Here is a 14,256-nt window from a genome sequence, read left to right as displayed (position 1 = left end):
GGAATGAACTTTGAGGTACTTTAACTATCTTACCACTGATGAAGAGCAGTCCTTCTTCCACTCCTTGCCAAAACAGTTTAATAATTGCGCCGATAAAGATGTGCTTGCTCATGCCATAGGCGCAGCGCTCTATATGCCGGCAACCAAGGACAGTATTGCGGACGATTTGTCCGCCGGCAAACACGAAGGACTCGTATCGATGGTCATCGACCTTGAAGACGCAGTAGGCGATAATCAGCTGGAATATGCTGAGAAAATGCTGAAGCAAACGCTGCAGAGGATCAGTCGGTATCTTTCGATTGGCCTGCTGAGCACTGAACGCATTCCGCTTATTTTCATACGAGTACGGTCAGTTGATCAGTTGAAACGGCTGTTAGCTTATTTTGGAGAAGAGATTGAATACGTTACAGGTTTTGTATTTCCGAAGTTCGATGTGAAGACCGGGGAAACGTATTTCAGACTTCTGGCGGATTATAATCGAGACAAAAGGAACTCGGACACCGTGCTGTACGGCATGCCGATACTGGAGAGCTCGAATGTGATCTACCGCGAGAAACGACTCGAGACCTTGCATGGCATTTCCCAGTTGCTTTATTCCTACAAGGAGTACGTGCTGAATGTCCGCATTGGGGCGACGGATTTCTCGAGTCTGTTCGGACTTCGCAGAAGCCCTGACAATACGATCTATGACATTGCCGTCATTCGGGACTGCATTGCGGATATCATAAACATGTTTGGGAGAATGGACAATCATTACGTCATTTCCGGACCGGTCTGGGAGTATTTCAAGAGCGATCGCGTATTTAAGCCGCAGCTGCGGCAGACGCCCTTCGAGGAGAGCATGGGCAAGCACGGGCGAATTTTGCGCATGTCTTATATCAACGAATATGTAGACGGCCTGATTCGTGAGGTGGCCATGGACAAGGAAAACGGCATTATTGGCAAAACGATTATTCATCCTACTCATATTAAGCCGGTACAGGCGCTCTATGTCGTTACACATGAGGAATACATGGACGCTCTTCACATCCTAGAGAACGGTCAAGGCGATTTAGGCGTTATGAAAAGCTGCTATTCCAACAAAATGAATGAATTCAAGCCGCATATGACCTGGGCGAGACGCATTATGATCAGAGCAAACATTTATGGGGTGCTAAATGAAAACCAAAACTTCACCTGCTTACTCGCAGAAGAACGAGAATCAGCAATCGTATAATATTATTGGAGATTTAGAGGTTTCCATTGCGGTGACGGGCAATCCCTTCGACCTGCCGTTGGAGCAGCTTTTTCAGATGGCAGCGAGAATCAATAAAAAACGCAGCTTTTTATTTGTCAGCAAGGTGCTTGGCAAGCATATTCCGGTACAACCGCATGTGTCTCTTCTGGCAGGAGCATCGCTCGGACTGCTGTATCAGCACGACAGGGGCAGACCGCTTCCGGTTCAATTAGAGCAATTGCTGCATGCGTTTGAAGCGCCTGAGACTGCAGCAGAAGTATTTGCTGCGCTGAAGCGGGACAAAATGGCAGTAGGCGAGCGAACCTTGTTTATTGGATTCGCGGAGACGGCAACGGCACTCGGTCACAGTATGTTTGACGTGTTCGAAGGGGAAGCGGCATTTCTTCATACGACCCGGGAGAGTATCGCTTATATGACCTCTTGCATCGATTTTGAGGAGGAGCATTCTCATGCTACAGCTCATCGCTGCTATGCGACCGATCCATCAATTTTCCGGGAGGCAGAGACGATCATTCTGGTGGATGACGAAATGACAACCGGCAAGACGGCATTAAACATTATTCACGACCTGCATTCGAAGTATGGCAAGAAAAACTATGTGGTGGCCAGTCTGCTTGATTGGCGGTCGAAGGCGGATATTCAGCGTTTTGGAGAAGTGGAGCAGGAGCTTGGCATTTTAATCAAGTGCCTGTCTCTCGTTGCCGGAGAAATAACGGTTCATGGCGCTCCGATCGAGAGCACCGACTACCTTGAGCAGAAGATCATAGAGGACGCCGAAGCGTATATTGACTTTTTATACGTAAATAGCAGCTTTTCAAGTGTTGCCTCAGCACCAAACGAAGAGACGCCTTATCTAAGAAATACCGGACGCTTCGGCATCACTGCTGAAGAAAGCGGTTTGCTGGATCGGGAGGTCGCGCAGGCAGCGGCTTACTTAGCTGGGCATCGCTTAGGTGAACGAGTGTTATGCATGGGGACCGGCGAGTTTATGTATATTCCGATGCGTGTTGCCGCGGAGCTTGGGACGAATATTTGGTATCAATCCAGTACACGCAGCCCTATTCATCCCTATCCAGAACCGCAGTATGCTGTTCATTCCGCTTATCGATTTGCATCGCCTGAGCAAGCTGATGTAACCAACTATATGTACAATATTCCTCGCGGCCTTTATGATGAGATGTTTGTCTTTATAGAACGAGAGGTGCCGGCACAGCAGCTGGTTGAATTGAAGGAAGTACTCACTTCATTAGCGATTCCGCGTATCCATATCGTCTATTTCAGTAAAAGGGAGGAGGGCGAAGCTGTTGAAGCCTAACCCCGAAATCAGAAAAATTCCCGCTCCGGCACTGATTGGAAGCTATAGGCAGGAGGATGTCATTTTTCTTCTTAAAGATCTAAGCCTTATAGAACTGGAGAAGCGAACGGAGGAGCGCGAAGCGGCGATGCAGACTGGCGGACATTATTCCGAAAGCTTGCCCATCGAGTACCAGCCTACGCCAGAATATATTCAGCTATTTCACGAAACTCTTCGAGACTCCGCAGAGAAGATCGCACTTGCGGTGGGAACCGTCTCCGAGATGCTCCTCAAAAAGCATGGACCTCATATCGTGCTTGCGTCTCTTGCAAGAGGCGGTACGCCGATCGGCGTATTAATGAAACGGTATTTGAAGCAAGTTTACGGTATTGAAGCACCTCACTACAGTCTCTCTATTATTCGGGGTAAAGGGATAGACGAGAACGCACTTCTTTTTATTCATCAGAATCATCCCGATAAGCATGTACAATTTGTTGACGGCTGGACGGGTAAGGGCGCCATTCGCAAGGTGCTTATTGCGGCGTGCAGCGATATGAAAGTGAAATATGATCTGAGCTTTGATGACGAGCTTGCGGTGCTGGCGGATCCAGGCCGCTGCGCGGGAATTTTTGGTACGAGAGAGGATTTCCTCATCCCTAGCGCTTGCCTCAATTCTACGGTATCCGGTTTAATCAGCCGTACTGTATTGCGTGACGATCTCATAGGCCCTGATGATTTTCACGGCGCGAAATATTATCGGGAATGGAAGGAGTCGGATCTGTCCAATCGGTTTGTGGATACGATTTCGTCTTATTTTGAACAGACCAAGGCTGACGCGAAGGCGAAAGCTGATCATATAGAAGCAAATCCAGAAGATAATCAAGTAACCTGGCAAGGATTGCAGGATATTGCAGCCATACAGCAGGCATTCGGCATTACTGATATTAACTTTATTAAGCCTGGAGTAGGCGAGACGACTCGCGTTCTGCTGCGAAGAGTACCCTGGAAAATTCTTGTTGACCGGCTCAGCAATCCCAATCTGAAGCATATTCTTCTGCTTGCGAAGGAGCGCGGCGTAACCGTAGAGGAATATCCGAATATGAAGTATTCCTGCTGCGGGATAATCAAAGCTCTAAAGGGGGATCGCGAATGATTTTTGCAAGCGATTTAGACCAAACGTTGATTTTTTCTGCTAGATCAAAGGGAGATATCGAAATAGAGGATATGATTCCAGTTGAGCTGCATGAGGGCAAACATATTTCGTATATGACAAAGCCGGCTATGAATAAGTTGAAAAATCTGTCGGATATTATGCCGTTTGTTCCAGTTACAACTCGCGTTCCGAAGCAGTTCGATCGTATATTCGGTATTAAGGAACAGCTTCAGCCGGAGTATGTCATCGTAAGCAACGGTGGAACCATTTTGCAAAATGGGCGTATTGATCAGGAGTGGCATGGCTTTGTGCGGGAGGCTGTGAAGCAGCATTGTGCGGAGAACACGGAAATTGCAAGTCTGTTCGGGAAAATCGCATCGTCGCATTGGGTGAAATCAACCGATTTGTGCGATGAGCTGTTCTTTTCAATTGTGGTAGATAGAGACCAATTGCCGATTGATGCGCTTGGGGAGCTGAAGCTGAAGCTTGCTTCTCTAGGGTGGAGCTATTCGCTGCAAGGGCGGAAGATTTATTTGGTTCCCGAGAAAGTAAGCAAGGGCGCCGCAATTCAATATGTGAAGGAAAAGCTGGGGTCGGGCTTCGTTTACGCAGCGGGTGACAGTCTGCTGGATGAGAGTCTGCTCCTTGCAGCTGATTATGCCATCTCGCCAGTACATGGCGAGCTTGGGCGAGCTTATTCGGCGCACCCTCATATTCGGTTTACGACAGCAAGAGGGGCATTGGCCTCCGAGGAATTGTTGGATTCTATCTTGGAGCATGCTCTCAAATAAGGCTCAGTATTAAATTGAATATTAATCTTAATTACAATGGAAGAAGGTAAACGGATATGATACGGGTTTATATGAATCGTTGGTTTTCGGTTGCGTACCACTATATCAATATGATTCGAAATAATCCGGATGGCGAGCAATTTGAATTTTACGGCACGCATCCCGATATTCATCATATATCGCTTCTGGCAGCCGATCATAAAGGGACGGAGCCGGCAGTCTTTGGATTTGAGTATGTACAATTTTGTGTGGATTTCTGCAAGGAAAATCGGATAGATATCTTCATTCCTCGTCTACATATGGAGGAAATTTCGCGTTATGTGCATTTATTTGATGAAATCGGCACGAAGGTAATGGTGTGCCGCAATATCGAGCTGCTTGATGCGATGATCGAGAAGGATAAGTTTTATGAAGCGCTGGCGGACAAGGAACTGGTTGCGATTCCAAACTACCGCGTTGTGAACACGGCCGAGCAATTCAAGCAGGCATATGAAGAAATTTCGGCAGAGGGGCATAAGGTATGCTTCAAGCCAACGAAATCCGAAGGCGGAATGGGCTTCCGGATTATCGACAATGCTCGTGATCCGCTTGCTGAGTTGTATGGCTACGTGACCTTGTCGACGAGCTTTCAACAAGCCTATGAGACCTTATCCTTAACCGACCGATTCGAAAATTTGATGGTGATGGAGCTGCTGGATGGTGTTGAATACAGCATCGATTGCGTTTCGAGCGCTGAGGGAAAGCTGATTACAGCGATTCCGCGCCGCAAATCGACGGGGCGAACGTATCTTCTGGAGGAGCAGCCCGAGCTGCTCGATATAGCGGCTCGCATCGCGCAAAGCCTTCGCATTCCTTATGCTTTTAATATTCAGGTGCGTTATAACCAAGGTGTGCCGAAGCTATTGGAGATCAATCCGCGCATGTCGGGCGGTCTTTATATTACGTGTCTTTCAGGAGTCAACATGCCATATTTAGCTGTTCAAGCGCTGCTGGGCAAGGAAATCGACGCTCCGACTCCGAGGTTCGGCATTCAGGCTGGCTATGTGGAGCAGCCGCTGCTGATGAACGAGTTATAGACTCAATTTTCCCAATAGATCGTACTTCCAATTGACTTCCATACACAAAAAACGACATAATTAAATGATGTATACAAGCTCTGCTTCTTGATGCTGTACATTCCGGATGGAGGTGCAACAATGAGTACAATGAATAAGACAATCGCTTTTGCATTGGGCAGCTATGTCGTTGCTCTAATTGTTTATTTTATTTCATCCCCCTTTATTGCGTTAGCTGTTCCAGTTGTTGGACTTTTTGGCGCGATGCTGCTCAGGCAACGGGACCGTAAGAAATTCGCGGAGCAGGTTCGTGATATAGAGCTTCAGGTCAGGCCGCAGGTCCCGCCCATCCCAAATCAGAATGCGGGCTCAGTCCGTCCAGCAGGTTCTAATAATCAGCCTGTACCGCAAATGGCGCCACAGACGTTGCAGCCACCTGCTCCTGCCGGACCGCCGATGGATCCTGAGCTCGCTTCCGCTCAAGAATATATTGGGATTATTGAAGATATGGTTCTGCTGGAGGGCGAGAAAAATAATCTGGATGATGAAATCGTCCAGAAAACGTTATCGCTGCTTGCACGTTTGAATCGCTTAATACCGGATCTGGTTGCACTTGGAGATTCCGGCATCAATCATAATATCGTTCGACTTGTCAGGAAGGATCTTAATTCAACGATTAATCCGTTCCTTCGACTCAGCGGCGAAGCGAAGCGGCAAAACCGGCGCTTGCTCTTGGACGGCATTAAGGATGTGGACTCCAAGCTCACCTTCTATACGAAGACATTGGAGCAGAAGGATTTGATGGAGCTGCATACAAAGGCTGAATTAATTCAACAACGTTATCGTCTTAACGACTAATAGAGGAGGAATTAACGATGGCACAACAGCTCGTACAATTGAAGAACGATGATTTAAGCAAGGTGGAGCAAGAGGTTCAGAACACGATGCAGAAATTAGCTTCGACAGACGTCATGCAGCTGGACTCCCTTATGGATGAAATTACAAATAAGGGGCAGAAGACGCTGCAGCGCTCCAGTCAGACGCTGACGATGCTGGAGCGTCCACTTTCCGACCTGATGTCTGGCAAGCGGAACGAGGTAGCGAGTAACATGCTGAAGCTTCGCAATGAGGTGGAGGATTTGAGTAGAAGCAAACAGCTCACCCTCGTACAGAAGCTGCTGCGCAAGGCGCCCATGAAAAATTATATTTATAAATATCAATCAGCCAAAACGAATGTAGAGGTTATCGTAAAATCGCTGCGTGACGGTCGGGATAATCTCGAAGAGAACGTCGTTCATATGAGAAACTTGAAGCGCAGCAGCTTGGATAATGTGTATGATTTGCAGCTGCTGATTGAATACGGAAATCGTCTTAAAACGATGTTCGAGGAAGAAATAGCGAAGCCGGAGAATGAGCACCGCAAGACGCATCTGGAGCGTGGGCTTCGCAAGGTCGTGACTAAGCTTCAGACGTATACGGAAATGGTTATGCTATACCAGCAGGCTATTGCCGCTACCGATATTATTAATGATACGAATGATAAGCTGATGGATGCGCTTGACAGCTCGATTGATAAGACGCAGCATTTGATGTCGGTATCCGTTCTTATTGCAAGTGCGATTGACGATCAGATGAAGGCGATTGAAGCGGTTAATTCGACAAATGAAATGCTCGGCAATCAATTCGCGGAAAATGCGCGTCTTCTGAATGAGACGGCGGACAGAGCGAATCAGGCGCTCACGAAGCCAGCAATGAGCATGGAGCTTGTGGAGCGCGCGATGTCGGATCTGTTCTCAGCGATGGACAAGTATGAGAATTCCAACCGTCAGATCATTCAGACCGTTTCGCAGCAGACGCAGAAGATGACGCAGATCAACCAGCAGGTGGGACAGCGTCTCGGTCTCCAAGAGGGCTCCAGTGCAGGTCAAGCTCAAATTCAGTCACCTGCGGCAAAAGGATTTTTGGAATAAAGAAAAAATAAGCATAAGCACATAAAGTGATAATGCCCGGCATACTGTTAAAGAAAAAACCGAGGTGTTGCTGCTATGCTGGGCAGTATTTCTCTTTTTGTGCTCGTTATTGTGCTGATTGTCATTGCAAGCTCGGAAAGAGCAGAGTTTATTATGGAAGAATATGACTAAGATTCTATTGGCGTTCGTCTCTCATTCATGTAATAGGGTGATATTTTATTAGCTGATCGGAGATGTTCCGTCTGGAGTTTACGTATGGGATTGTTTATTTGGCGTTGAATATTATTTTTATCATTTGTGAAACTTATTGTTGAGATAACTCGTATCAAGATGTATGCTAGATACAAGTTCAGATTATATAGGTTAGTACCCAGCTCCAAAGGGGAGTAGCTTCCACAATAAAGTCGTCAATACGAGAATCGACCTTCTCCGGCTTTATTGGCAACGCCACAACGTTGTTAGCGAGACCTTTGCCTACCCAAGGCAAAGGTCTCTTTTTTGGTGCTGACTGAACGAAAACAAGGAGGAATAGAGATGGATTTAGGTTTATTGATGGAGTATGGCTGGGTATTGCTTGTCCTGATTGCGCTTGAGGGATTGCTAGCGGCAGATAATGCGCTTGTCCTTGCGATTATGGTTAAGCATTTGCCCGAGAAGCAGCGTAAGAAAGCATTGTTTTACGGATTGGCGGGTGCTTTCGTATTTCGCTTCGGTTCGTTATTCGCAATCTCGTTCTTAGTAAATGTATGGCAGGTGCAGGCAATTGGTGCATTATACCTGTTATTTATAGCGCTGAATCATCTCTTTAGAAAAGTACTCGTTAAGAAAGCAGAGGATGAGGCTGCTGAGGAACAGAAGAAAGAAAAGAAAAAAAGCGGCTTTTGGTTTACAGTATTTAAGGTTGAAATTGCCGATATTGCGTTCGCGGTCGATTCTATCCTTGCAGCTGTAGCTCTTGCCGTGGCACTTCCAACTACAAACCTGCCGAAAATCGGGGGCATGGATGGCGGTCACTTTATCATCATCTTCCTTGGCGGCTTTATCGGACTCGTCATTATGCGTTTCGCTGCAACGGTATTCGTAAAGTTGCTTCACCGCAAGCCTGGATTGGAAACAGCGGCATTTATCATCGTTGGCTGGGTAGGGGTAAAGCTCGCGGTATACACGTTGTCCCACCCGTCTGTCGGCATTATTTCTTACGAATTTGCACATTCGACAGCGTGGAAGCTTACGTTCTACATCGTGCTTGTTCTGATCGCAGTGCTCGGCTACTTCCTGTCGAGTACGAAAGAAGAAGAAGACAATGATAACGTAGCTGAGGCTGCTCGTTAATAGGCTTTGGGGAAAAACTGAAGTTATTGCTCGTGATCACTTCCGCTTCCTGTATAATAGGAGTATTGAACTGTTGCAGGAGGAGATTGAATTGGCTCAGCTGTATTACAAATATGGAACAATGAACAGCGGCAAATCGTTCGAAATCATTAAAGTCGCTCACAATTATGAGGAGCAAGGCAAACCGGTTCTCATCTACTCGCCATCTGTTAGCGCGAGAGGTTATGAGGATCGCGTTGGCTCAAGGGTTGGCTTCGAGCGTGCAGCTATTGCGGTCTATGAAGAAACGAATCTCTATGAGAGCGTAAAAGCGCACGTAGCGTCATCGGCGAATTCGAAAATCTACTGCGTGCTTATCGATGAGGCGCAATTTTTGAAGAAGCATCACATTCTCGAGCTCACTCAAGTTGTGGACGAGCTGAACATACCGGTCATGGCTTTTGGTTTGAAAAATGATTTTCAAAACCAGCTGTTCGAAGGCAGCTATAATTTGCTCGTACAGGCCGATAAAATCGAAGAAATAAAGACGATTTGCTGGTTTTGCGACCGCAAGGCAACGATGGTTATTCGATTTAATGAAGGACAACCTATGAATGCCGGCGAGCAAATCCAGATCGGCGGCAACGAGGATTATAAACCGGTCTGCAGACGCTGCTATAATAATGCGTTTCGTAAAGCTTAATTTAATAGTAATGAAGAGTCCTCAACCTGATTATTCAGGCTGGGGACTTTCTTTTGTTAACGATGCCAGATGGTTATCATCGTGATTCAGTCTATTACAGCATGGTTGACGATGAGTGGGCGGACGTTAAACAAGGGTGGAAGGCTTTTGGCAAGATGAATTTTTCATACGGTATCGAGTTGAATTTTGCAAGGCAGGTTTACTGGTGCATTATATTTTTGCGGTTGACCATGGATGGGAGCTGCGGATATTTAACAAGGATGAACTAGTTTTTGAGTACAAGTGTGATTGGACAGATGATATCCAGATCGAGAAAAACCTTTATGATATTGCATTGATCAGACAATTAATTACGGAGCAAGGCAACTCGGCAGAAGATATTGAATCCTTGTTTGATCTGAATGAGGATGTCTTTACATCCGAGGAGCCGCCAGCGCACACAATGGCACAGAAGCTTGGCTTGGTAAACTATGAATGGATATCGGCAGATTATCTTGACCGTGATGAGTTGGATCAAGAGATAGTAGTGGTGCAATAGACTAGAGTTTAAGTACCTAAAATTATAAGTGTATTCGCTACGAACGGTTTATTGACAACGGACAACGTATTACACATAATAAGCTTATAATTGTGGGAGCGCTCTAATGAAAGCAGGGTAGACAAGATGCACACGTTGGAAACGATCGCAAAGCTGGCAGGCGTATCAAGGGGAACGGTATCTCGGGTCGTCAATAATCAGCCTGGCGTCAAGCCGTTGGTAAGGGAAAAGGTATTAAGCATCATTCAACAAACCGGGTATCATCCGAATGCTCAAGCGCGCAGTCTTGCAGGCGGCAAGACGGAGAATATCGGTGTTGTGGTGTTTGGGAATGATTCGAATTTTCTGTCGCACCATATTTTTTATGAGGTGCTTCAAGGTATTCAAAACCATTTAACGTTAAATCAATATGATTTGCTGCTGTTTGCCAATCGCTCGGAGATGGATCATGAATATTGGAAACGTATTGGGGATAAGAAGAAGGTAGACGGCCTTATCGTGATGGGAGAGAATATTCGGGAAGAGTATTTGGTCTACTTCAAGGAAAAGCAACTTCCATTCGTACTGGTGGGCAAGCGACACTTTCATCAGGTTCCATTATTCTGCGTGACATCCAATTATAGGCAGGGAGCGTACGATGCAACGAAGCATCTTCTGGAACAAGGTCGTACACGGATTGTTTTTCTAAGAGGCTTCCCGGATACCTACCATGAAGGAGAGAAGATGGCTGGCTATCAGAAGGCGTTGAAGGAGTATGGCATCAGCATGGACCTGTCTCTGATTGTCGATGGTCAGGCGAATCAGGAGGTTGCATGGGAGCAGATTGATCGGCTTCTAGAGAAAGGCGGATCGTTCGATGCGTTATTCGCGGGCAATGACCTGATGGCTTTCGGTGCAATTGAGGCGATGAAGGCGCGAGGGGTTAAGGTTCCGCTGGATGTTTCCGTTGTTGGCTATGATAATATACAAGCCTCGTCTTATTTTAACCCCAAGCTCTCGACCGTCAACCAGAACAAGCATATCCTGGGGCAGATGGCAACGGAATTGCTGATGAAGCTGATGAATAAAGAGCTTGAGACAGAAGCAGGTCATGACATCCTTGTTGAGAATAGTCTAGAGATAAGAGAGAGTTCTCTCATTTATTAGAGGAAAATAGTGGATAGAAAAGAGTAGCGGCAGACTTTCTCTGGCGAAGAGGATAAATGCCGTTTTCTTTTAAAAAGTATATGGGAGCGCTCAAAAAAGGAGGGTGATATGGATAATATTTGAGCAGAGAATGGGAAAGCGCTGAAACGTCAAGGTGGGGGAAGGGACCAGAGAAAACGGATCGTTCTGGAATTTTCACGGGAAGAGCTGCAGCAGTGGACTGAGGATGAGCAATCGGTTACAGTAATAGGTTTAGAGACGGCAGTGTTGCCCCGTAATGGTTGTATTATCGGCACATGGGACGATCTTATGCAAAGTGGCATAGATCTATCGATCGAGCTGCCGGAAATGCTGGAGGCAACTTCCGATAAGGATCAATACGTTTTGCTGGAGCAGAATAACCGTATTTGGATATCCGGGAATAATGAGCGGGCTACGCTGTTCCCCGTCTATGAATATATTTCGCGTATATGCTTGAGATGATCGATTGGATGGCTAAAAATCGGATGTCTGAGATCTTCTGCACCTTTCAATTATGGGATCGGCTGCGGCATAAGCTTGAACCGGAGATAGCGAAGCGGGGGATGAAGCTTACATTGGGCGGGCATAGCATGAAGTTTTTTCTTAATGGAGCTGGGCCAGAGGGGCAGACAGCCGATCATCCCTATACGGCCAAGAAGCAATTAGATTATACCGATATCAGCTGGCAAAATAATTTTTTTCATAGGTTGTCAGCCTATTGCAAAGAAATTTCTACTTTGGATCGCATCTCATTATGGCCGGAGGATATCGGTGTTCAGCAACAGAACGGAGCAGCAGTGCAAGGTCAAAAGCTGTTCCTTCATACGTATCTGGAGTTCACCGAGCGACTAAAGGAGGCGCTCTTGAAGGCGCTGCCGTCGGTTCAAATAGAGCATATCGCCTATAATGCAGGTTTTTTCTGGGAAATTCTGGATGGAAGCGGCGCCAATAATTCCAATCAGCTCGATACGCTATTTGCTTATTGGGGTCGAAGCTATGTTCATCCCTTCTTCGAATCTGTGCTTCCGGAGGATTCTCAAGCTGCTCAAATTCTGAGAGAGGTAGAATAGTCCGATTATGGCCAACTGCTTGGAGATCAAAGCGAGTACCTGCATTGGAGCTATGGCGGGTCCATGTATGAATTTGAAGTGTTTAAGCAGCGTGATGGCCTTATGCACAAGTTCGATGCCTTTAATGGCCAGGTCCGTGTATCGCTACCTTATGATACGACCTTGCTGGAAGGTGAATGGGTAACTGCGGTATTTCGATTCGTTCCGGAATTGGGGGAATGGGAATATGTTGGCGGGACAAAGGAGGGTGAAAAGATTAGCTTTCTAGGCTGGTAATGATACAGCGTATGCTGCTGCACATGTAAGCTTATGAATAAGCGTGGAGATCTCCGAATAATCGGGACTCTCCGCGGATTACTGACAATCCTTTTTGTTGACAAATGATGTAAAATATTTAATAATGATTCTATATGGGAGCGCTCCCGATTATAATTTTTAAGAGGGAGTCTTCTAGAATAATTGGTGAATGAGGCAGGAGAACAGAGCAGGAGTTTATCCGGATGAGCGCGTGAAATAGACCTTTTCAGTCCAATTTTGGGAGCGCTCCACGGTTGTGGGAGGTTAGAAGGCAGTGAATAAGTTTACAGATCATTATGACGTTGCTGTGTTGGGCGGCGGTCCTGCGGGTATTGTTGCCGCACTTGCTGCTGCCCGGTCGGGTGCGAGAACGATACTTGTAGAACGATATGGCTTTCTTGGAGGGATGTCTACGCTCGCCCTTGTCTATCCATGGATGACCTTTCACTCCTATTCAGGAGAGCAGGTCATTCACGGAATCGCCCAAGAAATAGTTGATAATCTCATGAAGCAGAATGCTTCACCGGGACATCTTCGAGATACGATTGGATTCGTATATTCAGTAACGCCTTATGAGCAGGAGGCTTATAAGGTGCTGGCTTTCGATATGCTGCAGGAGTCTGGCGTGGAACTGCTGCTTCACGCGATAGTGACCGGCGTAGAAACTGATGCTGGAAGAATAAGCGGGATTGTGCTTCACAGTAAAAGCGGACAACTCACGATCCGCGCATCGGTTTATATCGATGCGACAGGAGACGGTGATGTGGCCTATCACGCCGGGGCGCCTTGGGAGAAGGGCAACGAAGACGCCAAGGTTCAGCCGATGACGATGAAGTTTCGTATGAAGGGCGTACAGCTGAACCAAATCAAGGAATACATGAAGCAGTCGCCGGATCAATTTTATAATAAATCATTAATTTCACAATTGGATGAGCTGCCGCTCACAGGTGTAATGGGTTTTTACAAGCAGTGGAAACAGGCAGGACTGCCGATTCCGCGTGACGGTGTATTGTTCTTCGCAGGACCCAGAGAGGATGAAGTGCTGATCAATATCAGCCGAGTGTCCGGACTGGATCCCAATCTAATTGAGGATCTGACACTGGCGGAGATTGAAGGACGCAGACAAGTCATGATGCTGGAGAAGTTCTTTCAGGAGTCTATTCCGGGCTTCCAGCAGGCCTATGTATCCCAGGTAGGCACGCAGATTGGCATTCGGGAATCACGACGCATCATTGGTGAATACGTACTGACCGGTACGGATGTGCTGAATGCAACCAAATTCAACGATGTTATCGCCCGCAGCGGCTATCCCGTGGATATTCATAATCCGGAGGGAGAAGGGATTACGGCTAATTTTATAAAGGAAGGCGGAGCCTATGACATTCCCTATCGATGTATCGTAGCTAAGAATGTAAACAATCTGCTGCTCGCCGGCAGATGTATCTCCACCACGCATGAAGCGCAGGCAACGACACGGTTGACGCCTAGCTGCATGGCTCTCGGTCAGGCAGCCGGTACCGCTGCGGCTATAGCGGTAAAGCAACAGTATAATACAGCTGATGTTCCGATCGGCAAGCTGCAGGAGATGCTGCTGGAGGGCAAAGCTAATCTCGGTCTGGCAAAAATGCCGAATTGATTAAGTAATGGAAGTTACGGTTGCAGAAAGGGGA

General features: G+C 46.9%; 15 protein-coding genes. All 15 read left to right on the top strand.

The window, feature by feature from the left end; genetic code table 11:
• Positions 1-10: 10 nt before the first annotated feature.
• A complete protein-coding gene (locus ACO9K6_RS10965; protein ID WP_424767601.1) occupies positions 11-1,216 on the top strand; it encodes an HpcH/HpaI aldolase/citrate lyase family protein in 1,206 nt (401 codons plus the stop codon).
• On the top strand, positions 1,158-2,552 hold the full coding sequence (locus ACO9K6_RS10960) for a phosphoribosyltransferase family protein (protein WP_424767600.1): 1,395 nt from the start codon (positions 1,158-1,160) through the stop codon (positions 2,550-2,552). The genes ACO9K6_RS10965 and ACO9K6_RS10960 overlap by 59 nt, the downstream gene beginning before the upstream one ends.
• Positions 2,542-3,684 carry a cysteine protease StiP family protein gene (locus ACO9K6_RS10955; RefSeq protein WP_424767599.1) on the top strand — a complete coding sequence of 381 codons (1,143 nt, stop codon included), beginning with the start codon at positions 2,542-2,544 and terminating at the stop codon, positions 3,682-3,684. The genes ACO9K6_RS10960 and ACO9K6_RS10955 overlap by 11 nt, the downstream gene beginning before the upstream one ends.
• The gene (locus ACO9K6_RS10950; RefSeq protein WP_424767598.1) at positions 3,681-4,475 is read left to right on the top strand and encodes an HAD family hydrolase; all 795 of its coding nucleotides are present in this window, start codon (positions 3,681-3,683) and stop codon (positions 4,473-4,475) included. The genes ACO9K6_RS10955 and ACO9K6_RS10950 overlap by 4 nt, the downstream gene beginning before the upstream one ends.
• 56 nt (positions 4,476-4,531) lie before the next feature.
• Entirely contained in the window at positions 4,532-5,551 is a 1,020-nt protein-coding gene (locus tag ACO9K6_RS10945; RefSeq protein ID WP_424767597.1) for an ATP-grasp domain-containing protein, read from the top strand.
• A gap of 120 nt (positions 5,552-5,671) precedes the next feature.
• A complete protein-coding gene (locus ACO9K6_RS10940; protein WP_424767596.1) occupies positions 5,672-6,388 on the top strand; it encodes a hypothetical protein in 717 nt (238 codons plus the stop codon).
• Positions 6,389-6,405: 17 nt separating this feature from the next.
• Positions 6,406-7,500: a toxic anion resistance protein gene (locus tag ACO9K6_RS10935; RefSeq protein WP_424767595.1), complete on the top strand. Its 1,095-nt coding sequence runs from the start codon at positions 6,406-6,408 to the stop codon at positions 7,498-7,500.
• 534 nt (positions 7,501-8,034) lie between these two features.
• Positions 8,035-8,832 (top strand): TerC family protein, encoded by a 798-nt coding sequence (locus ACO9K6_RS10930; protein WP_424767594.1) that lies wholly within the window; start codon positions 8,035-8,037, stop codon positions 8,830-8,832.
• Positions 8,833-8,923: 91 nt separating this feature from the next.
• On the top strand, positions 8,924-9,514 hold the full coding sequence (locus ACO9K6_RS10925) for a thymidine kinase (protein WP_424767593.1): 591 nt from the start codon (positions 8,924-8,926) through the stop codon (positions 9,512-9,514).
• Positions 9,515-9,719: 205 nt separating this feature from the next.
• Positions 9,720-10,052 (top strand): hypothetical protein, encoded by a 333-nt coding sequence (locus ACO9K6_RS10920; RefSeq protein WP_424767592.1) that lies wholly within the window; start codon positions 9,720-9,722, stop codon positions 10,050-10,052.
• A gap of 126 nt (positions 10,053-10,178) precedes the next feature.
• Positions 10,179-11,198, top strand: a complete 1,020-nt coding sequence (locus ACO9K6_RS10915) for a LacI family DNA-binding transcriptional regulator (RefSeq protein ID WP_424767591.1) — start codon at positions 10,179-10,181, stop codon at positions 11,196-11,198.
• Positions 11,199-11,507: 309 nt separating this feature from the next.
• A complete protein-coding gene (locus ACO9K6_RS10910) occupies positions 11,508-11,681 on the top strand; it encodes a hypothetical protein (protein ID WP_424767590.1) in 174 nt (57 codons plus the stop codon).
• Between the two features lie 8 nt (positions 11,682-11,689).
• Entirely contained in the window at positions 11,690-12,289 is a 600-nt protein-coding gene (locus ACO9K6_RS10905) for a hypothetical protein (protein ID WP_424767589.1), read from the top strand.
• A gap of 63 nt (positions 12,290-12,352) precedes the next feature.
• Positions 12,353-12,565 (top strand): hypothetical protein, encoded by a 213-nt coding sequence (locus ACO9K6_RS10900; RefSeq protein ID WP_424767588.1) that lies wholly within the window; start codon positions 12,353-12,355, stop codon positions 12,563-12,565.
• A 295-nt stretch (positions 12,566-12,860) separates the two neighbouring features.
• Positions 12,861-14,222, top strand: a complete 1,362-nt coding sequence (locus tag ACO9K6_RS10895; RefSeq protein WP_424767587.1) for an FAD-dependent oxidoreductase — start codon at positions 12,861-12,863, stop codon at positions 14,220-14,222.
• Positions 14,223-14,256: the final 34 nt, after the last annotated feature.

The organism is Paenibacillus praedii (assembly GCF_049725345.1).
Classification (GTDB): Bacteria; Bacillota; Bacilli; order Paenibacillales; family Paenibacillaceae; genus Pristimantibacillus.
This window is presented reverse-complemented; position numbering and strand designations above follow the sequence as displayed.